28 protein-coding genes and 1 other RNA gene are annotated in these 24,641 nt (G+C 58.1%); 21 read left to right on the top strand and 8 right to left on the bottom strand.

The window, feature by feature from the left end:
* Positions 1 to 5: 5 nt before the first annotated feature.
* From GQS_RS06440 to GQS_RS06420, 5 genes are read left to right on the top strand one after another with little or no spacing between them, the layout of a single operon-like run.
* Positions 6 to 965: an ABC transporter ATP-binding protein gene (locus tag GQS_RS06440; RefSeq protein WP_014012862.1), complete on the top strand. Its 960-nt coding sequence runs from the start codon at positions 6 to 8 to the stop codon at positions 963 to 965.
* Positions 966 to 975: 10 nt separating this feature from the next.
* On the top strand, positions 976 to 1,983 hold the full coding sequence (locus GQS_RS06435) for an ABC transporter ATP-binding protein (RefSeq protein WP_014012861.1): 1,008 nt from the start codon (positions 976 to 978) through the stop codon (positions 1,981 to 1,983).
* 26 nt (positions 1,984 to 2,009) lie between these two features.
* Positions 2,010 to 2,492, top strand: a complete 483-nt coding sequence (locus tag GQS_RS06430; RefSeq protein ID WP_238515720.1) for a hypothetical protein — start codon at positions 2,010 to 2,012, stop codon at positions 2,490 to 2,492.
* A complete protein-coding gene (locus GQS_RS06425) occupies positions 2,489 to 3,250 on the top strand; it encodes an NAD+ synthase (RefSeq protein ID WP_014012859.1) in 762 nt (253 codons plus the stop codon). The genes GQS_RS06430 and GQS_RS06425 overlap by 4 nt, the downstream gene beginning before the upstream one ends.
* 9 nt (positions 3,251 to 3,259) lie before the next feature.
* A complete protein-coding gene (locus GQS_RS06420; protein WP_014012858.1) occupies positions 3,260 to 4,117 on the top strand; it encodes an EamA family transporter in 858 nt (285 codons plus the stop codon).
* Here the strand turns inward: GQS_RS06420 and glnA are convergent.
* Positions 4,114 to 5,439: a type I glutamate--ammonia ligase gene (glnA, locus tag GQS_RS06415; RefSeq protein ID WP_014012857.1), complete on the bottom strand. Its 1,326-nt coding sequence runs from the start codon at positions 5,437 to 5,439 to the stop codon at positions 4,114 to 4,116. The two genes, GQS_RS06420 and glnA, sit on opposite strands and share 4 nt — an antisense overlap.
* Positions 5,440 to 5,659: 220 nt before the next feature.
* Here glnA and GQS_RS06410 point away from each other — a divergent pair, with 220 nt between their 5' ends.
* From GQS_RS06410 to rnpB, 4 genes are all read left to right on the top strand, one after another.
* Positions 5,660 to 6,067, top strand: a complete 408-nt coding sequence (locus GQS_RS06410; protein ID WP_048056647.1) for a DUF61 family protein — start codon at positions 5,660 to 5,662, stop codon at positions 6,065 to 6,067.
* A gap of 6 nt (positions 6,068 to 6,073) precedes the next feature.
* A complete protein-coding gene (locus tag GQS_RS06405; protein WP_014012855.1) occupies positions 6,074 to 6,349 on the top strand; it encodes a hypothetical protein in 276 nt (91 codons plus the stop codon).
* Between the two features lie 41 nt (positions 6,350 to 6,390).
* Entirely contained in the window at positions 6,391 to 8,019 is a 1,629-nt protein-coding gene (locus tag GQS_RS06400) for a hypothetical protein (RefSeq protein WP_048056545.1), read from the top strand.
* A gap of 76 nt (positions 8,020 to 8,095) precedes the next feature.
* Positions 8,096 to 8,417, top strand: an RNA gene (gene rnpB / locus GQS_RS10790) — RNase P RNA component.
* On the opposite strand, the gene GQS_RS06395 is transcribed toward rnpB, so the two are convergent.
* Genes GQS_RS06395 through priL form a run of 3 tightly spaced genes read right to left on the bottom strand, consistent with a single transcriptional unit; the run spans position 8,403 to position 11,501 of the window.
* Positions 8,403 to 9,251, bottom strand: a complete 849-nt coding sequence (locus GQS_RS06395) for a DMT family transporter (RefSeq protein WP_014012854.1) — start codon at positions 9,249 to 9,251, stop codon at positions 8,403 to 8,405. The two genes, rnpB and GQS_RS06395, sit on opposite strands and share 15 nt — an antisense overlap.
* A complete protein-coding gene (priS, locus tag GQS_RS06390) occupies positions 9,248 to 10,288 on the bottom strand; it encodes a DNA primase catalytic subunit PriS (protein WP_014012853.1) in 1,041 nt (346 codons plus the stop codon). Before priS ends, GQS_RS06395 begins: the two co-directional genes overlap by 4 nt.
* Entirely contained in the window at positions 10,281 to 11,501 is a 1,221-nt protein-coding gene (priL, locus tag GQS_RS06385) for a DNA primase large subunit PriL (protein WP_014012852.1), read from the bottom strand. Before priL ends, priS begins: the two co-directional genes overlap by 8 nt.
* A 240-nt stretch (positions 11,502 to 11,741) precedes the next feature.
* Between priL and GQS_RS06380 the strand changes: the two genes are divergently transcribed.
* The 3 genes from GQS_RS06380 (at position 11,742) to GQS_RS06370 (ending at position 14,836) form a co-directional block, all read left to right on the top strand.
* Positions 11,742 to 12,491: an ATPase domain-containing protein gene (locus tag GQS_RS06380; RefSeq protein WP_014012851.1), complete on the top strand. Its 750-nt coding sequence runs from the start codon at positions 11,742 to 11,744 to the stop codon at positions 12,489 to 12,491.
* Positions 12,492 to 12,557: 66 nt separating this feature from the next.
* Positions 12,558 to 13,724: a hypothetical protein gene (locus tag GQS_RS06375; RefSeq protein ID WP_014012850.1), complete on the top strand. Its 1,167-nt coding sequence runs from the start codon at positions 12,558 to 12,560 to the stop codon at positions 13,722 to 13,724.
* Positions 13,706 to 14,836, top strand: a complete 1,131-nt coding sequence (locus tag GQS_RS06370; RefSeq protein ID WP_014012849.1) for a tripartite tricarboxylate transporter permease — start codon at positions 13,706 to 13,708, stop codon at positions 14,834 to 14,836. Before GQS_RS06375 ends, GQS_RS06370 begins: the two co-directional genes overlap by 19 nt.
* Before the next feature lie 15 nt (positions 14,837 to 14,851).
* Here GQS_RS06370 and GQS_RS06365 read toward each other — a convergent pair whose 3' ends face one another.
* Positions 14,852 to 15,160, bottom strand: coding sequence for a DUF5748 family protein (locus GQS_RS06365; RefSeq protein WP_014012848.1), 309 nt, complete (start codon positions 15,158 to 15,160; stop codon positions 14,852 to 14,854).
* A 70-nt stretch (positions 15,161 to 15,230) separates the two neighbouring features.
* On the opposite strand from GQS_RS06365, the gene GQS_RS06360 reads away from it, so the two are divergent.
* Together GQS_RS06360 and GQS_RS06355 are read left to right on the top strand one after the other, a co-directional pair.
* Positions 15,231 to 16,421, top strand: coding sequence for a class I SAM-dependent rRNA methyltransferase (locus tag GQS_RS06360; protein WP_014012847.1), 1,191 nt, complete (start codon positions 15,231 to 15,233; stop codon positions 16,419 to 16,421).
* 143 nt (positions 16,422 to 16,564) lie between these two features.
* Complete coding sequence (locus GQS_RS06355) at positions 16,565 to 17,368, top strand: biotin/lipoate A/B protein ligase family protein (RefSeq protein ID WP_014012846.1); 804 nt, start codon at positions 16,565 to 16,567, stop codon at positions 17,366 to 17,368.
* On the opposite strand, the gene GQS_RS06350 is transcribed toward GQS_RS06355, so the two are convergent.
* Genes GQS_RS06350 through GQS_RS06340 form a run of 3 tightly spaced genes read right to left on the bottom strand, consistent with a single transcriptional unit; the run spans position 17,365 to position 19,425 of the window.
* Entirely contained in the window at positions 17,365 to 18,345 is a 981-nt protein-coding gene (locus tag GQS_RS06350; protein WP_014012845.1) for an NAD(+)/NADH kinase, read from the bottom strand. The two genes, GQS_RS06355 and GQS_RS06350, sit on opposite strands and share 4 nt — an antisense overlap.
* Positions 18,346 to 18,356: 11 nt before the next feature.
* Entirely contained in the window at positions 18,357 to 19,175 is an 819-nt protein-coding gene (locus tag GQS_RS06345; RefSeq protein WP_014012844.1) for a dihydrolipoamide acetyltransferase family protein, read from the bottom strand.
* Between the two features lie 4 nt (positions 19,176 to 19,179).
* Positions 19,180 to 19,425 (bottom strand): biotin/lipoyl-containing protein, encoded by a 246-nt coding sequence (locus tag GQS_RS06340; RefSeq protein WP_014012843.1) that lies wholly within the window; start codon positions 19,423 to 19,425, stop codon positions 19,180 to 19,182.
* Positions 19,426 to 19,586: 161 nt separating this feature from the next.
* Here GQS_RS06340 and GQS_RS06335 point away from each other — a divergent pair, with 161 nt between their 5' ends.
* Genes GQS_RS06335 through GQS_RS06305 form a run of 7 tightly spaced genes read left to right on the top strand, consistent with a single transcriptional unit; the run spans position 19,587 to position 24,639 of the window.
* Positions 19,587 to 20,591 carry a thiamine pyrophosphate-dependent dehydrogenase E1 component subunit alpha gene (locus GQS_RS06335; protein WP_014012842.1) on the top strand — a complete coding sequence of 335 codons (1,005 nt, stop codon included), beginning with the start codon at positions 19,587 to 19,589 and terminating at the stop codon, positions 20,589 to 20,591.
* Positions 20,579 to 21,562 carry an alpha-ketoacid dehydrogenase subunit beta gene (locus GQS_RS06330; RefSeq protein WP_014012841.1) on the top strand — a complete coding sequence of 328 codons (984 nt, stop codon included), beginning with the start codon at positions 20,579 to 20,581 and terminating at the stop codon, positions 21,560 to 21,562. Before GQS_RS06335 ends, GQS_RS06330 begins: the two co-directional genes overlap by 13 nt.
* Positions 21,563 to 21,587: 25 nt before the next feature.
* A complete protein-coding gene (locus GQS_RS06325) occupies positions 21,588 to 21,890 on the top strand; it encodes a DUF6506 family protein (protein ID WP_014012840.1) in 303 nt (100 codons plus the stop codon).
* On the top strand, positions 21,890 to 22,333 hold the full coding sequence (locus GQS_RS06320) for an OsmC family protein (protein ID WP_048056544.1): 444 nt from the start codon (positions 21,890 to 21,892) through the stop codon (positions 22,331 to 22,333). The genes GQS_RS06325 and GQS_RS06320 overlap by 1 nt, the downstream gene beginning before the upstream one ends.
* A gap of 53 nt (positions 22,334 to 22,386) precedes the next feature.
* Complete coding sequence (locus GQS_RS06315) at positions 22,387 to 23,391, top strand: thiamine pyrophosphate-dependent dehydrogenase E1 component subunit alpha (protein WP_014012838.1); 1,005 nt, start codon at positions 22,387 to 22,389, stop codon at positions 23,389 to 23,391.
* A 1-nt stretch (position 23,392) separates the two neighbouring features.
* Entirely contained in the window at positions 23,393 to 24,397 is a 1,005-nt protein-coding gene (locus tag GQS_RS06310; RefSeq protein WP_014012837.1) for an alpha-ketoacid dehydrogenase subunit beta, read from the top strand.
* Positions 24,398 to 24,405: 8 nt separating this feature from the next.
* On the top strand, positions 24,406 to 24,639 hold the full coding sequence (locus tag GQS_RS06305) for a lipoyl domain-containing protein (RefSeq protein WP_014012836.1): 234 nt from the start codon (positions 24,406 to 24,408) through the stop codon (positions 24,637 to 24,639).
* The last annotated feature ends 2 nt before the right edge of the window (positions 24,640 to 24,641 follow it).

Genomic DNA, 24,641 nt, shown 5'->3' with positions numbered 1-24,641 from the left:
TATAAATGACCAAGAACGTACTCGAAGTTAAGAACCTCAAGATGTATTACTTCACCAACAAGGGCGTCGTCAAGGCCGTCGATGACCTCACCTTTAACCTCAAGAAGGGCGAGGTGCTGGGACTTGCCGGTGAGAGCGGATGCGGCAAGTCCTCCCTCGGTTTTACCCTTATGGGAATGCCCACCGCACCGGGTAAGATAGTTGGAGGCAGCATCAAGATCGATGGCAGGGAGATAGTCGGTCTCCCCGAGGACGTCCTCAGGAAAGAGGTTCGCTGGCAGAAGATAGCAATGATATTCCAGGGTGCCATGAACGCCCTCAACCCGGTTTACACCGTCGGTCACCAGATGATCGAGCCGCTCCTCCTTCACAAGGGCATGAGCAAGGACGATGCCATTGACAGGGCTCAGAAGTATCTCGAGCTCGTGGGTCTCGACCCCGAGATCGTCTACCGCTATCCCCACGAACTCTCGGGAGGTATGAAGCAGCGTGTCATCATAGCCTCGGCCCTCCTGCTTGAGCCCGAGGTGGTCATAGCCGATGAGCCGACGACGGCCCTCGATGTCGTTGTCCAGGCCCAGATCATCAACCTCCTGAAGAAGCTCAAGAAGGAGCTCGGTCTCTCCATGATATTCATCACCCACGACCTCAGCATCCTCGCCGAGATCAGCGACCGCGTTGCCATCATGTACGCGGGCAAGATCGTCGAGATCGGAGACAGCGAGAAGATCTACTACGAGCCGGCCCACCCGTACACCCAGAAGCTTCTCTCGGCCATACCGAGGCTCCACGAGGACATTGAGAGGCTTGAGTTCATCCCGGGACAGCCGCCCAACCTCATCAACCCGCCGAAGGGATGCCGCTTCAACCCGAGGTGCCCCTACGTTATGCAGGTCTGCAAGGAGCAGGAGCCCGAGCTGAAGGAAGTTGATAAGGACCACTACGCCGCATGCTGGCTGCTGTGAGGTGTGAGAAATGGCCGAGCCGGTACTTAAAGTTGAAAACCTCAAGAAGTACTTCCCCATCAAGAGAGGCTTCGTGGACACCATCAAGGGTGCCCCGCAGAAGAAGGTTCACGCCGTTGACGGCATAAGCTTCGAGATATACAAGCAGCAGGTCTTCGCCCTGGTTGGTGAGAGCGGCTGTGGTAAATCGACCACCGGAAAGCTCATCGTCAAGCTCCTCGAGCCGACGGATGGAAGGATATACCTCGAGGGCAACGACGTCACCCACATCAAGACAAGGGAGGATGTGCTCAACTACCGCAGGCACGTGCAGATGATATTCCAGGACCCGTTCAGTTCGATGAACCCGCGCTTCAGGATATTCGACATCCTCGAGGAGCCGCTGCTCATACACGGCATCGGTGAAACCAAGGCCGAGCGTGAGGAGCTCATCTACAAGGCCCTCGAGATGGTCAAGATAACCCCGCCGGAGGACTACGTCGGCAGGTTCCCGCACATGCTCTCCGGTGGTCAGAGGCAGCGTGTGGCTATAGCTAGGGCCCTCATCCTCAACCCGACCTTCGTCGTCGCCGACGAGCCGGTCTCGATGCTTGACGTGTCCATCCGTGCAGAGGTTCTCGAGCTGATGAAGGAGCTCAAGGAGAAGATGGGCGTCACCTACCTCTACATCACCCACGACATGTCCACCGCCAGGTACTTCGCCGACTGGATGGCGGTCATGTACTTGGGCAGGATAGTCGAGATGGGACCGGTCGAGAAGGTCATCGACAACCCGCTCCACCCGTATACCAGGGCACTGCTCGCGGCCGTTCCGGAGCCCAAACCGGAGCGCAGGAACGTCATCAAGGAGCTGCCCATCAAGGGTGAGGTTCCCAACGCCGTTGACATACCGCCCGGGTGCCGCTTCCACCCGAGGTGCATCTACGCCCAGAAGGGACTCTGCGACACCAAGCACCCGCAGCTCGTCGAGTACGAGCACAACCACTTCGCCGAGTGCCACCTCGTCGGCAAGTACTGACCCCCTTCTTTTCTTTACTCCGGGTGATGCCTATGGGAACTTTCAGGGATGCCATGGAATACCCTCTTCTCAAGGCCGGCCTGATAATGCTCGTCCTCGCCCTCGTTATATCCGCCGCTGGTTTCTATCGCGTTGATAAGTCCTACTCCGCGAGCGGAACCCTGAAGGAGGGCATGCACTACCTGGGTGATGATAAGTTCGAGACCGAGTACCTGTACCACAACAGAACCCTCGTTCTCTATTCCTCCAACGCGAACCTCTCCCTGATTCAGGGTACCGAGATGACCAACTACACGCTTGTGAACCGCGAGATAACGCTCCACCCGAGCGAGAGGCCGGTGATATATGTTTTTAACGGGAGCGTGGACTATACTTACAGCGCGACGGCCGTTGACTACCCCTACGCCATCTACTCGGTGGTGGCCTTCGTGCTGGTGCTTGTGGGAGTCGTTATGGCTTTCATGGGGTACTCCCAGCTGCTGAGGGACGTGAAGGAGGGTAAGAGATGAGGGAGCTTGATTACAGCGCCGTCATTGAGAGGATAACCGGGTTCATAAGGAAGAGCGTCGATGGGGCCGGCGCCGATGGCGTCGTCGTTGGTATAAGTGGAGGCATAGACAGCGCCACCGTTGCATACCTCGCCGCGAAGGCCCTCGGAAAGGAGAAGGTTCTCGGCCTGATTATGCCCTACTACGAGAACCGCGACCTCGACGACGCCAGGCTCGTCTGCGAGAGCCTTGGGATTGACTGCAAGGTGGTCAACATAAAGCCCATCGTCGATGAGTTCGAGAGGGCAGTTGGGGGACTCGACACTAGGAGCAGGGGGAACGTCATGTCCAGGACGAGGATGGTTCTGCTGTATGCCCATGCCAACGCCATGAACCGCCTCGTCCTCGGAACGGGCAACAGGAGCGAGGTTCTCACTGGGTACTTCACGAAATGGGGCGACGGTGCCAGCGACTACGCCCCGCTCATAAACCTCTACAAGACCGAGGTCTGGGAGATAGCAAAGCTCCTTGGAGTTCCGGAGAGGATAATCGAGAAGAAGCCGTCGGCTGGCCTGTGGGAGGGGCAGACCGACGAGGACGAGCTCGGTATAAGCTACCGCCTCCTCGACGAGATACTCTGGCGCATGGTTGACCTTGGAATGGAGAAGGATGAAATAGCGAGGGAGCTTGGAATAAGCGTCGAGAGGGTCGAATACGTCGAGAGACTTGTGAGGGGCAGCGAGCACAAGAGGCGCCTCCCTGTTGGCCCCGCCCTCTGAGGTGAGCCCATGAGGAGGGGATACCTCTTAGTTTTTCTCGCCGCGTCGAGCTGGGGTACCCTTGGGATATTCGCCAAGTACCTCGACGGCTTCGGCCTCAGCCCCTTCACGATGGTCTTCTACCGCGTTCTCTTCGCGCTGATGCTCCTCGGTGCGTACCTCAAGCTCAGGGGAATTGGACTGTCTCTGGAAAGGGAGAGACTGAAGTTCTACGCCCTCTACGGATTCTTCAGCATCTTCCTGTTCTACACCCTCTACTTCTACACCGTGACCATCTCATCGGTCTCCTTCGCTGTTCTACTCCTCTACACCGCCCCGGTGTACTCGATAGTCCTGGGCAGGCTTGTCTTCAAAGAGCCCCTGAGGAGGGAGAAGCTCATCGCCCTCGTCATGGTCATGGCGGGAGTGGTTCTCGTCAACGGTTCGGGGGCGGAGTTCTCGACCAGGGCGCTCCTCTTTGGCCTCCTGACCGGACTGACCTACGCTCTCTACGGTGTTCTGGCCAAGCTCGCGGTGAGGAAGGAGGAGCCCGAGAAGGCCCTCTTCTACACCCTCCTGTTTGGGCTCCTGTTCCTCCTTCCATTCACTGACTTCAGCGTCCCCGCTGGGGCGGTTCCGTATCTCTTCGCGCTGGCGCTCTTCCCGACGTTCCTCGGCTACATCCTCTACAACCATGCGCTGAAGGAGGTTGAGGTCAGCAGGGCCAGCATAGTTGCCACGATAGAACCGGTGGTCGCCATAGTCCTGGCGTTCGTTCTCTTCGGCGAGAGGCTGAGCGCGGCCCAGCTCGCCGGCGCCGCCCTGATCATAGGCGGCTCACTGATAGTGCACATGGGGGAGAAAGGGGAGCCGGAGGAAGTCCGCTAAATGTGGAAGTACCTCTCGAGCTCCCACTCCGTCACTTTCCTTGTTTCCGTGGGAATGTCCCGCGAGGCCAGGTACTCGAGGTAGTCCTCCCACTCGCGTTCTTTGTGCTCCACGAAGTTCCGGTAGGCACCGCCCAGGGCCTCCCTGACGACCCGGTCCCTCTTCAGCTCCTCAAGGGCCTCCCCGAGGCTTCCGGGCAGGGTACCTATCCCGAGTCTGGCCCTCTCGGAGTCCCCCATCTCGTAGACGTTTGCCTCTGTGTACGCCTCGGGCTCCAGCTTTCTTTTTATCCCGTCGAGTCCGGCCATTAGAACCGCCGCGAACGCCAGGTATGGGTTTGCGCTGGGGTCAGGGCACCTGTACTCTATCCTGGCCCCGTTGCCCCAGAACGCGGGAACCCTTATCAGCGTGCTCCTGTTGCGGTAGCCCCAGCTGATGTAAACGGGGGCCTCATAGCCGGGGACGAGGCGCTTGTAGCTGTTCACCGTCGGGTTCGTGACTGCGGCTAAAGCCTTTGCGTGCTTCAGCAGGCCGCCGAGGAAGTGCAGTGCGGTCTCACTGAGGCCGTCCTCCCCGATGAACGCGTTCTCCCCATCTCTCCAGAGGCTTATGTGGAGGTGCATCCCGTTCCCCGGAAATCCGTGGATGGGCTTGGGCATGAAGGTCGCGTAGAGACCGTGCATCTCTGCTACAGCCTTGACGGTGTATTTGAAGCTGACCACGTTGTCGGCGGTTTTAAGGGCCTCATCGTAGCGAAAGTTTATCTCGTGCTGGGACTTTCCGACCTCGTGGTGGAGGACCTCCGGGACGAGGCCAAAGGACCGCATGTAGAGCGCTATCTCCCTCCGCAGGGTGCGGGCCCTGTCGAGGGTGACGAGGTCGAAATAGCCCCCGCTGTCGGGTATCTTAAGCTCCCACGTTCCGTTCTTTTTGAATAGGTAGAACTCAGGCTCCGGGCCGATGTACGCCCTGAAGCCCTCCTTTCCGAGTCTCTCGATCGCCGCCCTGAGCACCCCCCGCGGATCGGCTCCGTAGGGGCTTCCGTCTTTGTAGATGTACCCGTAGACCCTCGCTATCCCCTCCCATGGAACCTCAACGTAGGTGGCCGGATCGGGCTTCAGAACGAGGTCGCTGTCCTCTATCCCCTGGAAACCTGATATGGACGAGCCGTCGAAGGCTATTCCCTCAGTCAGTGCGTCTTCGTATCTGTCCGCGGGTATCTCCATGCCCTTTGGAACCCCGTTGATGTCGACGAAGACCAGCTGGACGAACCCCAGCGACCCGGCCCCGTGACCAATTCCAACCGTGGAAATTTCGTTCATTTTTATCACCATTAAATGTTCTAACGTTCAGTTTTTATGCCAGATTACTGAACGATTAATCAGATAAAAGCCTTTTCACTAGATTTTTGTCACTATGACGACTGGGTACGCGGGACTTCCTTCCATCGACAGCAAAATGTCCATCTCATCGTCGAAATCATTTGGGATTTACAGTTTAATGTCAAACAAAGCTTTTTGTGCCCCGGCCGTAGCCATAAACATGACAAAGGCGGAGGACATACTGAACCGGGAGATCGCGAGGATGAACCTTCACCTCCCCGCTCTCCGTCCCACCCTTTCCCAGCTCCTGGCGGAGGAGGAGCCGAGCGTTAGGCTCCGCGACGGGAGCTATCACTACTTCCGGCGCTCCGAGCTTGAGTACCTGCGAGACCTGGTGGACGGTAACGAGTGTGAGCGCCTCAAGGTGCCCATAGTTCTGGAGATAAGCACCCTCCACAGGGGCTACTTCAGGGTCAGGGGGCGCGTGGAGGTCAAGGTCATAGAAAAAGTCCTCGGCACCTACAGCATCCTGGAGGAGAAGGACGAGGAGCTCTATCCCCGCTACCTGCTCCCGAGGATCAGACGGGTCCTCCCGACCACCACGACCTACGCGTTCATAGCGGAGTGATGAACCATGGACGAGGACACCAAGGTTCTCAGGGACTACCTGACCTTCACGGTGCCCCACGTCACCGTGCTGGCGGGGGCCATTCTGGGCGTCATGATGATCCTGGGGTTTCCGATTAACGTTGCCCTCGGGCTTTTTGCCGTGGCTTACGGAATCATGCTCACGATACTGGGCCTCATTATACGCCCGCACGTCTCGGGCAGCGCCCTCTACCGGCTTATGATGGCCTTTTTCGTGGGTCTGGTTGGGGTAGGCATCATCATACTGTTCTACGGGGGGTAGGGTTTATATTGAAAAAAGTACAATTACTGGTGGTGAAAAGGATGCGGAACATGATGACAGCGTTTATCGTGCTCCTGATGCTTGTCTCAGTAGTTCCCGGCGCTTCCGCACAGTTTGATCAGCTCGAAACAAGCGATGAAATAACCGTTCTCAGGGGGGACTACGGTTCCGGAACGGTCTGGCTCACGAACGCAGGGGGCTTCACTTACAAGGTCGTCAGCTATCAGCGCTTCTGGGTCGAGGATTCCTCGGGGAATAAGATCGACGGTTTCACGTTCAACATCTCCCCCCACGTCTTCAGCGACTGGACCCCCAAGGGCAGGTATTCCTTCTCGTACAACATCACCTGCCCCTCCAACGTCTCGGGCGGCACCTACACGCTCTTCATGAGGTTCCTGGCCTTCACGTCCGATGGCTCCATGTACATACTCTACGCAAGGATACCCCTTCACGTGATCTCCGAGCCCCTCAACTTCGGCGTTGCCGAGGCCTACGTTCAGAACCGGCCGGGCTCATCCTACGTTCTGAACGGGGAGACCATAGTCGTTTTCTCCCACGTCACCAACATCGGTCACGGGAACGTCTCCGCGGTGGGGCAGGTCTCCCTGATCAAGGATGGAAAGACCTACTTCCTTGAGAACAGGACTCTGACCTTCGTACCCGGGGACAACCTCGTCCGGTTTGAGGTTCCCGTCGGATACGACCTTCCCTCCGGAACGTACCGGCTCCACTATCTCCTCCAGTACGATGGGGGCACCTACAGGTACTCCAAGGACTTCCCCGTAAAGTTCGGGGTCACGCTGGTCGGGGTCTCCCTAAAATCCGACGAGGTGAACGTGAACGAGGACAACAGGGCGTACGTGACGGTTCTCTCCGAGAGGTTCATCGGCATGAACCTTACGGTCGAGGCCTACCGTGATGGAGAGCTGATATCGAAGGCCGTGGAGCGGACGGAGATTGGAGGGGGCACGACGGTTCTCGAAGTTCCCCTCCCAACGAACGTGTCGGGCTCCATCACGGCCGTCATAAAGCTGGCCTTCGGCGAACGCCTGATCGGGGAAGGCAACGTTACCTACACCGTTTCGGCTCCCCCGGTGCTCGCAAATGTCTCCTACGAGAGGACTGCCAACGATGAGGTGCTCTTCAAGCTCGCCGTCGAAAACCCCGGGGACGGGAGTGTGGACGGCGTTCTCGCCTACAGGATATCCTCGGACGATGGGGTGCTGTACAAGGACTCCATGGAGGTAGCTATACCCCCCGGAACCAGCGAGATAACGGTGAAGTTCCAGGTTCCGGTGGGGAAGACCGTCTATTACGAGTTCGCCCTCACCGCGGCGGGGGAGACGAGCACCGCGAAGGGAGAGCTTTACCTGGAGCCTCCTGCGCCGACGACCACGACTTCGTCTCCCACGCCCACGACCTCGTCCACCGCACCATCGAACACCACTACCATCGGCGGTGGCGGCGGCTCCAGGGGCCTCTGGGTCGGCCTCGTGGCGGTGGCTTTCATCCTCCTGGCGGCGGGTGCCTTCTACTACCTGAACCGCGCGGAGGGGACCGGAAAGAAACGCGTCAGGCCAAAGCCCAAGAGGCGCTCCCCCCTGGGCAGGTTCAAGAGGCCCAAGAAGCCGGAGTTTAAGGAGAACAAGGAGCTTCCCAGGAAGAAGTGAGCCTTCTTCCTTTTTTTGTTCCGTTCAATTGTCCGGATGCCAACCTTTTTATTCCGGTTGTTCAAACTCCCCTACGGCGAGGGGGTCGGGGACTCTCGGGGCGCTCCCGAGGAAGTTCCGCCCACCTCACCGGGGCCGCGGTGCCGCGAGGCACCTCCCGAGAGGGAGGGCAACGGCGCAGAAACGACACGTCCCGGCGGGTATGGGAATGAAAGCGGCGAAGGGCCCGGTGACGGTGCCCGAGCTAACCCGCAGACGACCCGTCGGGGACCGGTGAAACGGCCGTCCCGCGGGGTGCAAGGCCGAGGGAGGGGCGATGAAGTCCCGGTGCGAGCCCCGTGGTAGGCCGCTCAGTCGAATGTCCCCTTGAGACAGAAGGCGGGCTACGACCCCCTCGCCTTAATATCCAGCAGGGATGCGAGGAGTATCAGGGCCCCTCCGAGTGCTGTTCTAACCCCTGGAACCTCTCCGAATACCAGAAACGCGTACACCACCGCGCTCATCGGGTCCAGATAGCTCAGCAGGGCCGCCTCGTTGACCTCCACTTCCTTGAGTCCCTCCATGTAGAGGAACAGCGCCAGGACGGTGTGAACCCCGACGAGGACGAGAACCGCCCACCAGACGGGTTTCCCAACGTCTGAAACCGCCATAAACGGGGCGAGCACGAGCGATGCTATCGCGAGCTGGAGGAAAGTCAGCGTTTTGCCGTTGATTCCGCGCAGGAACCTCCCGAGGTTCGGTATCAGGGCGTAGAAGAAGGCCGCCGTCAGAGAGAGTAAGATTCCGACGAAGTCCCTGTTATCTAAATCGATGTTCTGACCGCTCATAATCAGGATAAGCCCCGCAAATGCGGTGCCTATGAGGAGCCAGCTCTTCAGGCTCAGTCTCTCACCGAGGAAGCGCCACGAGATAACCGTCGCTATTATCGGGGCCAGGTAGTAGACGAGAACCGCGTTTGCTATGGTGGTGTAGTTGAACGCCGTGAAGAGGAAGGCCCAGTTCAGGGCAAGGGAGACGCCCAGTGCCAGGAGGGGCTTCCATCTGGCCCTCACGAGGGATGGAAGCGATGAGGTCCATCCTTTACTGCCCGCCAGGACGGCGAGGAGCAGGAGGGCGCCGAGGGACACCCTGAAGAAGGCGACCCCTAGGCCGGACAGGTTTGAGAAGCGTGCGAATATCCCCACGCTGCCCCATATCAGCATCGCCGTGGCGATTTTTATCCTTCCGTTCACAGTGCATCCCCGTGCTCTTCCAGCCACTCGCTGTATGCCTCCCTGACCTCGTCCTTCCTGAACCTGGGAACGGCATCCTCGAAGGGGTTGAACTTTTCGAGCTTTCTTTCATCAGGGCCGATGTAGGTCGTCACGAGTCCGACCTTTGAGTGCAGGCTCGACGGGAGGCGGAGGATTCTTTTAACATCGACAGTGACGCGACCGTCAAAGTAGGCCTTTGAGAACGTACTCGAAAGGGAGAACAGCCTTGTCAGGGTTTTGTATCCTATCCCCCGAGGGAACGCGGTTAGGAGTCCCTTCCGCACGAAGCCCTCGTATATCTCCTCCCTTCCCTCCAGGAGCTTCTCAACCTGGCCCTTTTTCAGGCCTATGTTGAACAGGTGGTTCTCGTTGGCCCTCCGTATGAAGTACCCGAATCTGAGCCGGAAGACCCTGTAATAGCCCGAGGAAAGCATTATCCTCCTGCTCTGGATATCATCGAAGGTTATCTCCTCCGCGGCGCTGATGTAGGCCAGAACCTTTTCCCTGGCCTTGCCCTCGAGCTTCAGCGCCCAGTCGTCCAGAACGCGGATGTGGTAGCCCCTGCCGGAATAGATCACGTGGACATCCTCGAAGCCGAAGTCCTCCTTGAGAATCACGAGGGTGTCCCTCGCCAGCTCCTTCGCGTCCTCGAGGCATATCGGGCACACCCGGCCGTGCTCGTGGAGGTGGGAGCACCTCCTCAGGGGCAGGTCCTTCGCGTCTATGTCGAAAACGAGCTCGGCCCCGAGCCAGCCCTCCATCTCCTTGGGCTCCTCGTAGAGGGCGACGCTGGAATAGACCGCGTAGGGGGCGGTTGTCTTCACGTAGTCCTCCAGGTCGCGGACGTCGAGGAAGACGTTCTTCCTGTCGCTCGGCCCTTCACCGGTGTGGTCGAACCCGAACTCCCTGTTCTCGAGGTTTCTGACGATGAAATCTGGAAGTCTCTTTGCGCTCCATTCCCTTTTGTAGTAGAGCGCCCTCTCCTCCTTCGTCATCTCCCTGAGGAGCTCAGCCATTTTCCTCACCGCCGTCCGTTTCTCCGCCCTCGCCTTCTCCCTTCCTCCGGTTTTCGAGGTAGAGCTTCCTGAGGTAGTACGTCAGGGGGTTCTTGATGTTCCTGCAGTCCCTGTCCGGCTTGCAGAGATCCGGCGCGTTGGCCTTTATCTTGGAGCAGTTGGGCGGGAAGTACCAGGTCGAGTTCCCGCTGTCCTCGAGGGTTGGCTTGTCGGTGAGCCCGAAGCCGAGGTGGTACCAGATGTTCTTTACCTCGTGGGGCTGGTCCTCGAAGAGGGGCGGCGAACAGCGGTTGCCGGCCTCGATGATCACGGGCAGTATTTCCTTCTCCACAACGCTCAGGTCGCTCACGCAGTCCCTTATCCTCACGTCCCTCCTGGGGGGATTGGGGCAGAGCCTGGCGTAGCTCAGAAAGCTCGTCAGGAGAACCGTTATGGCGTAGTTCCTCAGTCCGGACGGAACGCCGCTCAGGGCAATCTTGACGCACGGCGGGAACAGGTCGAAGCGCAGCGGCCCCGCCTTGGCGGAGCCCATCCTCTCCAGCCTCTCCTTGTAGTGCTCCCTCGCTATCTCGCCGAGCTTCTCGTAGAGCCTGAGGTAGTAATCGGGCAGCTCGTCCCTTATCTCGTAGAGCAGGTTCACTGCCCTGTCGAAGTTCCTCTCGAAGGAGCGCTTCCACAGCTCGATGGCCCCCTCCTCAGTGAGGTACGCGTATCCGTTCCGCACGTAGACCTCTTTGAGGGAGCCCTCCCACAGCTCCAGGAACTTTGACAGGTGTATCCTGTACCCCAGCCGCAGCTTCCTCCTCTTGTCGGGGGACAGCTCCGTGTGGTGGGTTCTCTCGAGTATGGTTCTGTCCCTCTCGGAGATTTCGCCGCCGGAAACCGCCTCGAGGGGTGTGGAGACCCCCACGAGCGTTCCTCTCTGCAGTATCCTCCTGTGGTATATCCTCAGGTTGGCCTCCCTGACGACCTCCCTCTCGAGGCCGTACGGTGAGAAGGCCAGCGCCCCCAGGAGTGCGTAGAAGGTGAGCAGGTCCCGTATTCCCTCAAGCTCAAGGATGCCCTCGGGTATCTCGCCGGACTTTATCCAGCTAACCCTCTCGAGGGCGGCGTCAACCCCAACGTACGAGGGTATTATCATGAGCAGCTCGGTTATTCCACCGAACTCGTCTTTAACGAGCCGCCTGGCCTCGGGCCCGAATGGATCCAGCATGGCTTCACCTCTCAGACATAGATGTTGGTTTGAGCATAAAACAGTTTTCCCCTTGGAGAGGCTCCGAGGTGCATCGGGAAATTTGGTCTTATTTGGAACCCTTCCGGTGCTACCGTCAGGATACCTTTCGATTCCGGTGCGAAAGCACGGAATTTCCCCAAAAGTTTTATATCTTCTTGGTGCTACATGTTATACCAGGGAGAACGACGGGTTCGTAAAGAACTCCAGAGGGTGGTCTGTATGGTCACGAAATACACAGTTGAAAGATTGAAAAGTGGCATTCCTGGCTTTGATGATTTAATCCAGGGCGGCTTTCCCAGCGGAACCACGGTTCTGGTTACCGGCCCTACCGGAAGCGGCAAGACTACTTTTGGTGTCCAGTTCGTCTATAAAGGTGCCGAGCTCTACAACGAGCCTGGAGTTATCGTCACCCTTGAGGAGAGGGCCCAGGACCTCAGGAAGGAGATGCTCGCCTTTGGGTGGGACTTTGAGAAGTACGAGAGGGAGAGAAAGATAGCCATCGTGGATGGTGTGAGCGCTGTTGTAGGCCTTCCCTCCGAGGAGCAGTACGTTCTTGAGGGCAACCTCAACGCAGAGGACTTCCTCCGCTACATATACCGCGTTGTCAAGGCCATCGATGCCAAGAGGCTCGTGATAGACTCTATCCCCTCCATCGCGTTCAGGCTCAGGAAGGAGAATGAAATCAGGGAGGTTCTTCTTCAGCTCAACACGATTCTCCTTGAGATGGGGGTCACCTCGATACTCACCACCGAGGCCCCCGAACCGAGCAGGGGCAAGATAAGCCGCTACGGCATAGAGGAGTACATAGCCAGGGGTGTCATCCTTCTCGACTTCGTTGAGAAGGAGGTCGAGCTGAAGCGCTACCTCCTGATAAGGAAGATGCGCGAGACCAAGCACTCGATGAAGAAGTATCCCTTCGAGATAAACGAGAAGGGCATCGTGGTCTATCCGAGCGGCGAAGTTTACTGACCCCCTCCTTCTCTTTGCACCACCGGGTGGGGTAAAGTTTTTAAGGCTCGATGATTACTTTTAATCATGGTCATAAACAGGAGAATTGCAGTTGTATTGATGGTCGGCTCAATAGTTGTGTTAACTGCGCTGGCTGTCGTAGGTGAGAGCCGGGTCGAGTCCAGCGCGTTCGTTGGCCTCTGCGTGTATTCCGAGGACGGCTTCTCCATCCTGACCAACGGAACTGAGAGCATCGGAGTCTACGCCTCGCTCGACGTTGGAACGGTTTACAGGGTTGTTGGAGTTCCTCGCAACTCCACCTCCGGCCCCAGGATGAGACCCGAGAGGGTGGAGCCCGCGGAACCGACGTTCCCCCTCGACTCGATGACCGGGGCGTACTGGCCTTCACGTGGATATTACCTCCTCACACCCGCAAAGATACTGCTTGCGCTCCCGATAGACGCGGCCAAGGGGGAGATGGTCAGCGTCAAGGGCCTCTGGCACGGTGGAAAGTTCTACCCCCTCCGCTATCGGCGGCTTGGCCTCCCCGACGGCCCCGCCAATGGGATGCCCTGGGAGGGGGGGGGAACCGTTCTCTACTCCGGCAGACAGACGCTCATCTGGAACGGCAGCGAGGAGATAGCGGTCTATCCTCCCTACGGCGTCGAACTCGAGCCCGGCCTGAGGGTCAGGGTTCTTGGAATCGTCAGGCTCTACTCCAGGGTCTCCCTCTTCGTTGATTCCCGGGACGACATCCAGGTGCTCGGGGCCGCGGAGAGGAGACCCCTCAGGGACGCGGGGATGGGGGATATCGCCGTCGGCAACTGCACCGTCCTCGGAACCGGCCGCTCCCTCAGACTCGACTGCTCTGACCTGAGGCTCTACGGCTTCTCCGCCAGGGCTGGAGATTTGCTCCGCGTCGAGGCCCTGAGGAGGCCTTCATCTCTCCTTTGCCTCAACTGCACGGTGATGAGGCCGAGGGAACTGCTTCCGAACTCCATCTGCAACTTCTCCGACGGGAGCTTCGCCAGAATAAGCGGAAACGTCTCGTGGGTTAAGGTTTACAGAAACGGCTTCGGCCTGGCCAACGTGACTGCCGGGGACTGCTGGGTGCTCCTCAAGCTGAGGAAGTCGCTGGGAGTAGGGCTGGATGAAAACGAAACCGTCACCGCCTACGGATTCTTCACGACCTATCGAGGTATGCCCGCCTTCGAGGTTGCCTCGGGGGATGACGTGTGCTCCGGGAACTGCTGACGGGCATCGCGGGCGGAACCTTGAGCGGTATCGCGCCGGGAATACACGTCAACACCCTGGGAGCCTTTCTATCTGGCATGGGAGTCCGCAGCAACCTCCTCCTGTTCGCTATGGGGCTGACCCACACTTTCCTTGACGTCATCCCCTCCGCCTTCCTGGGAGTTCCCGACGAGGGCACGGCGCTCGGCGTTCTTCCAGCTCACAGGCTCGTTCTCAGGGGGCGGGCGATGGAGGTCGTCAGGATCGCCCTCTGGGCGAGTTTTCTGGCGGTTCTCCTGTCCATCCCCCTCATGCCGTTCTACATGCCGCTGGCCAGGAGATACCGCCCGGAACTCGGCCGCCTCTTCGTTCTCCTCCTGGCGGCCCTTGTGGTCGGGACGGAGAGGGGCAGGGGGAAGGCCTTTGCCCTCCTCGTCTTCCTGCTCTCCGGCCTCCTGGGCATTCTGACCTTCAGGCTGGGCCTCTCCCAGCCGTTCTACCACCTGTTCACGGGCCTCTTTGGGCTCTCCGTCGTTCTGCTGGCCCTGAGAAGCGGGGCAGCTCGCATAGGCGGCGGGGAAGACGGTAGAATCCTCCTGGGCAGGCGCCGCTTCGCCGGCCTATCCCTCCTTGGGACGCTCCTTGGAATGGTCGCCTCCCTTGTTCCGGCCTTCACGGCGTCCCAGGCGGCCCTCATCGGTTCCCTCCTTTCGAAGGACGAGCGCTCCTTCCTGACCGTCGTGTTCTCCGTGAACACCGCCAACTTCATGTTCTCCTTCGCCAACTTCCTCTCAACCGGAAGGAGGAGAAACGGTATCGTTGCCCTGATGGCGCCCGTTCCGGGGAATGATATCAGCTTCTACCTCCTGGCGGCCGTTTTCGTTTCGATGGCGGTTCTCCTCTATGCCGAGCCGCTCGCGGCCCTCATACTCCGCCTGCTCGGACGGGTTCCGTACCGGGCGCTAAACTCCGCGGTCGCCGGGGTTCTCGTGGCCCTCTCGTACCTCTTCGATGGTGTCACCGGTTTGGTCGTTCTCCTGGGAGGCGCGATGATCGGACTGCTGGCGGCGGTGCTCGGGGTCAAGAGAACGAACTGCATGGGAGTGCTGATGCTCCCAATAATAATCGGATAAGAATGGGAAGGAGGTTCAGACGGATTTCTCCTTCAGAATCTTCTGGAGCTCAACGTAGTCGGTTACGATTTTCTTGCCGTCGAGGGTGGTGAAGTAGGCCTTTTTGACCTTCACCTTTTTCATGTCGGTGTATTTCATCTCGGGCGGATCGTAAGAACCCGGTTCGACGACCTCGTCCTCGATGACGTACGTTTCGAGGTCCGGCTGGCCGACGTATTTCCAGACCTCGTAGAAGACCTCCGGCTCGAGGTGGATTTCGCCGTCAATCTCTATCCAATCCGCCCCGGTTTCCTCAAGAAACTCTTTCACTACCTCGAAGTGCATAGAATCACCAGCATAGTATAGGACGCTAAGGGTTATATACCTATCGCCGAACTTCCACCGGTGGTGAGAGATGGCGAAGGTTATAGTTGACGCTCAGGCTGCGAGAGCGATAGGCAAGGGTGCGATGATAGTTTTCAAGAAGGGGGTCGTGAGAACCGAGGGCGAGATAAGGCCTGGTGACATAGCCGAGGTCTACACGCGCGGGGGCAAGTTCCTGGGCAGGGGCTTCATTAACCCGAACTCCAACATCATGGTCAGGCTCATAACCCAGGACGAGCACACGGAGGTTAACAAGGAGCTCTTCCGCGAGAGGATAAAGAAGGCCAACGAGTACCGTAAGAAGGTCCTCGGCTACGACAAGGCTTACCGCATGGTGTACGGCGAGGCGGACTATCTGCCCGGCCTCATAGTTGACCGCTTCAACGAGATTGCCTCGGTCCAGATTTCGAGCGTTGGAATGGAGAGGTTCAAGCTCGACGTTGCCGAGGCCATAATGGAGGCCGAGCCTGAGATTGAGACCGTCTTCGAGAAGAACACCGGAAGGAGCAGGCGCAGGGAGGGCCTGCCCGAGATAGAGAGGGTTTTGCTTGGCAAGGAGAAGTACCGCACCATAATCGAGGAGGGCAGGGCCAAGTTCATCGTGGACATGCGCGGCCAGAAGACAGGCTTCTTCCTCGACCAGAGGGAGAACAGAATAGCCCTTGAGAAGTACGTCAAGCCGGGAATGCGGGTTCTCGATGTCTTCACCTACACCGGCGGCTTCGCGATACACGCCGCCGTCGCAGGCGCCGACGAGGTCGTCGCTGTGGATAAGTCCCCCTGGGCCATAAACATGGTGAAGGAGAACGCCAAGCTCAACGGCGTGGATGACAGGATGAAGTACGTCGTGGGGAGCGCGTTCCAGGTCATGGAGGACATGATAAAGAGGGGCGAGAAGTTCGACGTCGTGATTCTCGATCCGCCGGCCTTTGTCCAGCACGAGAAGGACCTTAAGAGGGGGCTCAGGGCTTACTTCAACGTGAACTACGCGGGCATGCAGCTCGTTAAGGAGGGCGGCGTACTCGTCACTGCATCCTGCTCCCAGCACGTTGATATGCAGGCCTTCAAGGACATGGTGATAGCGGCCGCGGCCAAGGCGGGCAAGTTCCTCAGGCTCCTCGAGCCCTACAGGACGCAGGCCCCTGACCACCCGATACTCATGGCCTCGAAGGACACGGAGTACCTCAAGGCGCTCTTCCTCTACGTGGAGGACATGAAGTAGCCGCTCCGTCCGTGGACGTCTCAGCACTCACGCCGGTCTCAGAGGAGGTGCTTTCTCTTCATCGCGGCCGTTAAAGATTGGGGGTTCACAATTAATGCTTTTTCCACCCCCAACTTTATAGTGTTCACCGACAATTCTTAACCATGTCCCTTCGGGTGTTGGTCTTCGATAGCGGCGACCCAAAGTTCGACCTGGCCTTTGAGGAGGCCCTGGCCAGGTTGCGGGCTAGGGATAAGATTCCCGACACCCTTCGCCTTTGGAGGACCTCACGTTCTGTCGTTCTCGGGTACTTCAGAAGCGCCGAAGAGGACGTCAATCTTGACGTGGCCAGTAATGAGGGAATCCCCCTCATCAAGCGCTTCAGCGGTGGGGGTACCGTGTACCTCGACCGAGGCTGTGTAAACTACTCAATAGTCATGAAGAGAGAGGTTGAGTTTCCCATATCGTACCTCTACGGGACCGTCCTTCGGGGCACGCTCACCGCCCTCGAGTCCCTGGGTCTCTCCCCCTACCTCAGGAACACGAACGACGTTGTCGTGAACGGAAGAAAGGTTTCGGGAACCGCCGCGAGCATCAGGTGGGGTGTTCTCTTTCTGCACGGCTCCATCCTGGTTGATGCGGATTTAATGACACTTCGGGCCCTACTTAGGGTCCCGGAGAGACTCGGGCCCTCCGTTGACCCAGTGAAGTACCGTGTGGCGAACCTCCTTGAGTTCGTTGGGGGGCTCGATGTGGATAGTGTCATGGACGCTCTGATTGGAGGGTATTCCAAGGTGCTTTCAGAGGACGCTTACGTGGATGAGCCGTCGAAGGAGGAGCTTGACGTTGCCAGGATTCTCTACCGCTTCAAGTACTCTCACGAAGAATGGAACCTCAGACTTCCCTCGTCTCATCTGGCGAGTATTGAGGAAAATATAGAAAATGAACTAAAAGGCTTGGCCCTCTAACCCTCGAAGAAGCCCCTCTCCGCCGCGAGCCTGAGGGTTTTCCTGTAGTCTATCACCCTCGGTCCCGTTCTTGTGAGCCTGGCTGTTATCTCGCCGTCCATCTCGACCTCCCTCTCGCCATCGAGGGCGAAGAGGGTTGGAGTGGTGTGTATCTCAATCTCCTCCCCGAGGGGTACCTCCCTGACCTCTCCAATGAGAACCCGTTTGAAGACCCCCGGCGCTATCGGAGCCTTTACCGGCCTGCCCTTTCCTATCTCCAGGTACAGCCCGAAATCGTCCTCCTCCTTTACCTCCCTCAGGATTCCGGCGATGGAGCTGAGTCCAATGTTTGAGGGTGAGCAACGGCTGACCACGAGTTCCCTGAGATACTCCGGTTTCCACACGGCCTTTGAGCCGACAAAGGAGTGAGTCGTTGCGGCCGCGTCTATGAGTGCTATGTCCCTCAGCTCGCCGTTTTCGAAGAGTTCTATCCTCTTCGTCCTGTAGGTTCCTTCCTCCGGCGTTACGACTCCGGTCGCTATCGCCGCCACGGCTTCTCCGGCTATCGTGGCCTCTATCATGTATGGAAAGACGTTGTTGGTTCCGGTGGAGATGGGCATTATCGGCGTGTCCCCGCAGGCTTTCGCCACTATCCTGTTGGTTCCGTCGCCGCCTATCACCACTATGACCGACGCCTCCTCCCTGAGGTTTTCGGCCGCTTTGTAGGTGTCGCGCCAGTCCCCAAATATCTTCATATCCATCAGCTCGACCTCGATGCTCAGGTGCTCCTCCACGGCCCGCTTTGCGCCGGGGATTATCCCGAAGGTCTCGGGCATGCCGATTACCCTCTCCACCCCCAGCTCCTGGAGTATAAGGAGGAGCCTCTCGACTATGCTGACCTTCTCCATGTTGTCGAAGACACTGGCGTGGGCGACCAGCCGCCTTATGTCCCTTCCGGATTCCGGATTGGCTATTATCCCGACGACTCCTTTCTTCATGCTTCAGCCCCTCACAGGTCTCCGAAGACTTCTTCGGGGTTTTCCAGGTAGTGCTTCACCCGTCCCAGGAACCTCGCTGCTGGAGCACCGTCTATCGCCCTGTGGTCGAAGCTCAGGGACAGGGTCATGACCCTGGCCTTTTTTATCTCTCCGTTCCTCACAACCGGTTTTTCGGCTATTCTATTGAGGCCCAGAATCGCCACCTGGGGTGGGTTTATTATCGGGGTGAACGAGTCAACCTCCAGCATTCCCAGGTTCGTGACCGTGAAGGTCCCCCCGACGAAGTCCTTTTCCTTCAGGAGGCCCTTCTTCGTCCGCTCCACGAGGTTGGAGTACTCATCGAGAAGTTCCTCAAGGCTTTTCTCGTCAACGTTCCTGATTACCGGAGTTATCAGCCCTATCGGGCTGTCGACGGCCACATTTATATTGATGTCGTCGTAAACCGTTATCTTGTCCCCGTCCATCGTTGCGTTCACGTCTATGAAGTCCCTGATTGCCTTTGCTATGCACTTCAGCATGAGCACGGTGTAGGACGGCTTCCTCCCGAGCTTCTCGGTAAGTTTTTTCCTCATCTTAACGAGCCCGTCCATCTCCACCTCCATGTTGATTGTGACGTGGACTGCCTCTCGGTAGCTCTCGGAGAGCCTTCCCGCTATCACCTTCCTTATCCCGATGAGGTTGACCTCTCTCAGAACCTTCGGGTAGAAGTGCTCTTTGATGTACCTCTCAAGGTCTTCGAGGGTTACCTCACCACCCGGCCCTGAGCCCTCAAGCTTCGAGAGGTCTATCTCGTACTGCTCCGCTATCATCCTGACCTCTTCGTCCGTCATGCGATCACTCTTCCGCCTCTATTATGGCTATAACCTCCCCGACGGGCACTTCGGCACCCACGTCGTGGAGTATCTCAACCAGGTGGCCGTTTTCGGGTGCCTCTATCTCACCGGTGAGCTTCTCGGACTGAACTACCGCGATAACTTCTCCTTTCTTGACGTGCTCTCCGGCTTTCTTTTTCCATTCCACGATCTCTCCCTTCTTCATGGTCATGCCGAGCTTCGGCATTATTACGTTTACTCTTTTCATGATATTACCCCCCAAATTCACAACTTATAAGGGCAATAGCTGGATTAACCTATATAATACTTGCGAAATACGTATATAGAGGTTTTTTCATTAGTATAGTGTTTAAATCTCTTCTTAAAAATAACCTGGTGAGAAATCTACGTTTTAGAGGAGGAGATGCCATGCCAGTTGAGGAAATACCTAGGGAAACCCTGCTGTGGATGTACGAGACCATGGTGAGGATAAGGGTCCACGAGGAAATGGTTGCGGAACTCTTCGCTCAGGGCAAGGTACCCGGCTTTGTACACCTATACGTCGGGGAAGAGGCCGTCGCCGTCGGTGTGATGGCCAACCTCCGGAGGGAGGACTTCATAACGAGCACCCACAGGGGGCACGGCCACTACATAGCCAAGGGCGGAGACGTGAAGGCCTCAATGGCAGAGCTGTTCGGGAAGAAGACAGGAAGCGGAAAGGGAAAGGGCGGTTCGATGCACATAGCCGATCTTGACGTCGGCGAGCTGGGGGCCAACGGCATAGTTGGGGGCGGCATTCCCCACGCGGTAGGCGCAGGCCTGGGAATAAAGCTCAACGGCCTCGATAACGTCGCCGTTGCCTTCTTCGGTGACGGTGCCTCGAACCAGCAGAACTTCCACGAGGGAATAAACCTCGCCGCCATCTGGAAGCTGCCCGTTGTATTCGTCTGTGAGAACAACCAGTACCAGATATCCCTCTCCTACGACAAACAGCAGACGATAAAGAGCGTGGCCGAGAGGGCCAAGGCCTATGGAATCCCCGGTGTAAGCGTTGACGGACAGGACGTTCTGGCGGTCTACGAGGTCGCCAAGGAGGCCATCGAACGCGCCAGAAGGGGTGAGGGACCCACCCTGATAGAGGCCAAAACCTACAGGTTCAGGGGCCATTTCGAGGGCGACCCGCAGGTCTACAGGTCAAAGGAGGAAATCGAGTGGTGGAAGAAGAACAAGGACCCGATAAAGCTCTTCGAGGAGAAGCTTCTCGCCAAGGGGGTAGCCACCAAGGAAGAGCTGGATGCAATCTGGGAGAATGCCCGGAAGGAAATCGAGGAGGCAGTTAAGTTCGCTGAAGAAAGCCCGTGGCCGTCGAAGGAGGAGCTCCTTGAAGACGTCTTCTCCACGCCCACCAAGGGGGTGCTCGTATGGCAGTGGTGAGGGAGATAACCTTCGCTCAGGCGCTCAACGAGGCCTTGGACTACGAGATGGGAAAGGATGAAAAGGTCGTCGTGATGGGCGAGGACGTCGGACTCTACGGAGGAATCTACGGGGTGACGGCTGGGCTCTACGAGAAGTACGGGCCCGAGAGGGTCAGGGACACGCCGATAGCGGAGAGCGGCTTCGTGGGCACCGCGGTTGGCGCCGCGGCGACGGGTCTGCTGAGGCCGGTCGTGGAGCTGATGTTCATAGACTTCCTCGGAGTCGCCTACGACCAGATATACAACCAGGCCGCGAAGATGAGGTACATGTTCGGCGGGAAGGCTAGGATACCCATGGTTCTCAGAACAACGTGCGGTGCCGGCTTTTCAGCCGCTGCCCAGCACTCTCAGTCGCTCCATGCCCTCTTCATCCATGTGCCCGGGCTCAAGGTTGTCATGCCGTCCACGCCCTACGATGCGAAGGGACTGCTGATCTCGGCGATAGAGGACGACGATCCGGTAATCTTCATAGAGCACAAGGGGCTCTACGCGGTTAAGGGTCCGGTTCCGGAGGAGCCTTACTCGATACCCCTCGGCGAGGCGGACGTGAAGAGGGAAGGAAAGGATGTGACGATAGTGGCAACGGCCGCAATGGTCCACAAGTCCTTGGAAGCGGCGGAGAAGCTCGCGGAGGAAGGTGTGAGCGTCGAGGTCGTTGACCCACGGTCGCTCGTACCCCTAGACGCCGACACTATTTTGAACTCCATCAAGAAGACCGGAAGGCTGGTCGTCGTTGACGAGGGCTACCCGAGGGCGGGCTTCGCCACCGACATAGCGGCACTCGCCGCCAGCAGGGCCTTTGAGCACCTGAAGGCGCCGGTCAAGATAATCACACCGCCGGCGACCCCCGTTCCATTCAGTCCAGCCCTCGAAAACGAGTGGATACCCTCCGCAGAGAGAATAGAGAACGCGGTCAGGGAGGTTCTCTGACCTTCCATTTTTTGGAGGTGGGAGCATGCTGAAGGCCGCTTTCATGTTCGTCGCACCTGAAGCAAACCCTGGAGAGCACAGAGCGATCATTAGGACTCCAGTGGTGGAACTCCACGTTGTCGGCGTCAAAAACTACGACGAGGCCTGTGAAGTTGCAAAAAAGCTCGTTGAGGATGGGATTGCGGCAATAGAGCTGTGCGGAGGTTTTGGTCATATCGGTGTTGCCAGAGTCGTTGAGGCCGTAGGAGGAAAGGTTCCTGTGGGGGTCGTGAGGTTCGACGTTCACCCCGGTCTGGAGGGCAAAAGCGGGGATGGTATCTTCGGGTGATGGTCTTGGAGGAATGGACGTTCTACGTAACCGGAAAGTCCCTCTCGGACACGAAACTGCTCGCGAAGGTCAGGGATTTTGAGGTTCTCGTTGACGAACCCGCCGAGATAGGGGGAACGGATGGGGGGCCAAATCCCGTTGAGTACCTCCTCGTGGCGCTGGCTGGCTGCCTGAACGTTACCATCAGGGGAATCGCGGGGGAGAGAGGGATATCCGTGGAGTCGCTCGGGCTAGCCATCACTGGAAAGCTGAACCCTGCAAAGTTCCAGGGTATCTCAGAAGAGGGACGTGCAGGCTTCACCGAGGTGACGGTCTCGGTTTATCTGAAGACCGATGCCCCCAAGGAAAAGATTGAGGAGCTTTTGAAGGAAGTAGAGGAGCGCTGTCCTGTCACTGACAACCTAAAAAACGAAACTCCGATTCGGATAGTGCTGAAGGAGTGACCTTTTCTTTTTGCCTTGTCCAGCTAAAATCAACGGAAAAGGCAGGTGGGAGAATGGGAGTTGAGGAGATACCTAAGGAAACCCTGCTGGAGATATATAGGACCATGCACAAGATTAGGACGTACGAAGAGACGCTGGCGAAGTGGTACTACGAGGGAAAGAGTCCGCGCTTTGACATCTCGGCCGGTCCGATTCCCGGAGAGCTGCATCTATCCTCAGGTCAGGAGTCGGCGGCCGTTGGCGTGTGCGTACACCTCAAGGACGAAGATGCGGTTATGGGAACCCACAGGGCCCACCACTTCGCGATAGCGAAGGGGGTCGACCTGAAGAAGATGACGGCCGAGATATTCGGCAAGGCCACCGGCCTATCGGGGGGCAAGGGCGGCCACATGCACCTCTTTGACGCGGCCAAAAACTTCAGCTGCAGCGGTATAGTCGGTGCGAGCTTCCCACAGGCCGTTGGAGTTGGCATCGCGGCCAAGCTAAAGGGCGAGGACTACGTGGCGGTTGCAGTCGGTGGCGATGGAGCGGCCAACCAGGGAACTTTCCACGAGGCGCTTAACCTTGCAGCCCTCTGGAAGCTGCCGGTTATATTCCTGATAGAGGACAACGGCTGGGCGATCTCCGTTCCGAAGGACAAGTCAACGGCCGTCGCCAAGAACAGCGAGCGGGCTAAGGCCTACGGAATTCCCGGTGTAAGCGTTGACGGTGCCGATGTTATAGCGGTCTACGAAGTTGCCAAGGAGGCCGTTGAAAGGGCGAGGCGCGGAGAGGGGCCGAGCCTCATAGAGGTCAGAACGTACAGGCTTAGAGGGCACTTCGAAGGTGACCCGCAACTCTACAGACCGAAGGAGGACTTCGAACTGGCGAAGGAGAAGGACCCGCTGGCCAACTTCAGGAAGCTGCTGCTTGAGAAGGGCATTGCCACGGAGGAGGAGCTGGCAAGGATCGAGGAAGAGAACGAGAGGGAAGTTCGGGAGGCCATAGACTTCGCCCTCAACAGCCTGTATCCTGAGCCGGAAGAAGCTCTGAAGGGCGTTTTTGCAGGGGGTGAGTGAAATGGCGAGGAAGCTCCCCATGTACAAGGCGATAGCCGAGGCGATAGCGCAGGAAATGGAGCGCGATGAGAACGTCTTCGTCATGGGCGAGGACATCGGTGCCTACGGTGGAATCTTCGGTGCAACGAACGGGCTTCTTGAGAAATTCGGCCCCGAGCGGGTTAGAGACACGCCCATAAGCGAGTCTGCCTTCATAGGCGCCGCCCTTGGAGCCGCATCGAAGGGCATGAGGCCGATAGTCGAGCTTATGTTCGTTGACTTCTTCGGCGTGGCGATGGACCAGATATACAACCACATCGCCAAGGCGCACTACATGTCGGGCGGGCAGGTTAGGATGCCCATAGTCATAACCACAGCCATCGGGGGAGGCTACAGCGACGCGGCCCAGCACTCCCAGTGCCTCTACGGTCTGTTTGCCCACGTTCCGGGACTCAAGATAGTAATTCCATCCAACTCCTACGACGCCAAGGGACTCATGATATCCTCCATACGGGACGACAATCCGGTCATGTACTTCTTCCACAAGGGACTCATGGGGCTCGGATGGATGCCCTCCCCGGACGAAGCTGCGGTTGAAGTGCCCGAGGAGCCCTACACAGTCCCCATCGGTGAGGCCAAGGTCGTAAGGGAGGGCGACGATGTGACCATAGCGACGGTATCTCGCATGGTCTACGAGGCACTGTGGGCGGCCGAAGAACTCGAAAAGGACGGGATAAGCGCCGAGGTCATTGACCTGAGAACCCTCGTTCCCCTTGATAAGGAGACCCTCGTAAACTCCGTCAGGAAGACCGGAAGGCTTCTCGTCGTGGACGAGGACTACATGAGCTACGGGATGAGCGGCGAGATAATAGCCACCGTCGTCGAGAGGATAGGCAACGAGCTCAGAGCCCTGCCGAGGAGGATAGCCTACCCGGACATTCCGGTTCCGTACAGCAGGGTGCTAGAGAGGTTCGTTCTTCCTGACAAGGAGAAGATAGTGAAGACAGTGAAGGACATGGTCGGGTGAGGGGCAGAATGGAGATAGAGGTCAGGGTACCCCGGACGACGAAGGAGGAAAAGACCGGTGTCCTGCTGAGCTGGTACAAGAACGACGGCGACCCCGTCGAGGCGGGAGAGGAAATAGCGGAGGTCATGATAGAGAAAGTCACCGTGCACGTTAAGGCCCCGGCGAGCGGGAGGCTTAAGATTCTGGTGAAGGAGAACGAGGAGGTGGCGCAGGGCCAGGTGATAGGCCTCATCGTGGCCTGACT

The organism is Thermococcus sp. 4557 (assembly GCF_000221185.1).
Classification (GTDB): Archaea; Methanobacteriota_B; Thermococci; order Thermococcales; family Thermococcaceae; genus Thermococcus.
This window is presented reverse-complemented; position numbering and strand designations above follow the sequence as displayed.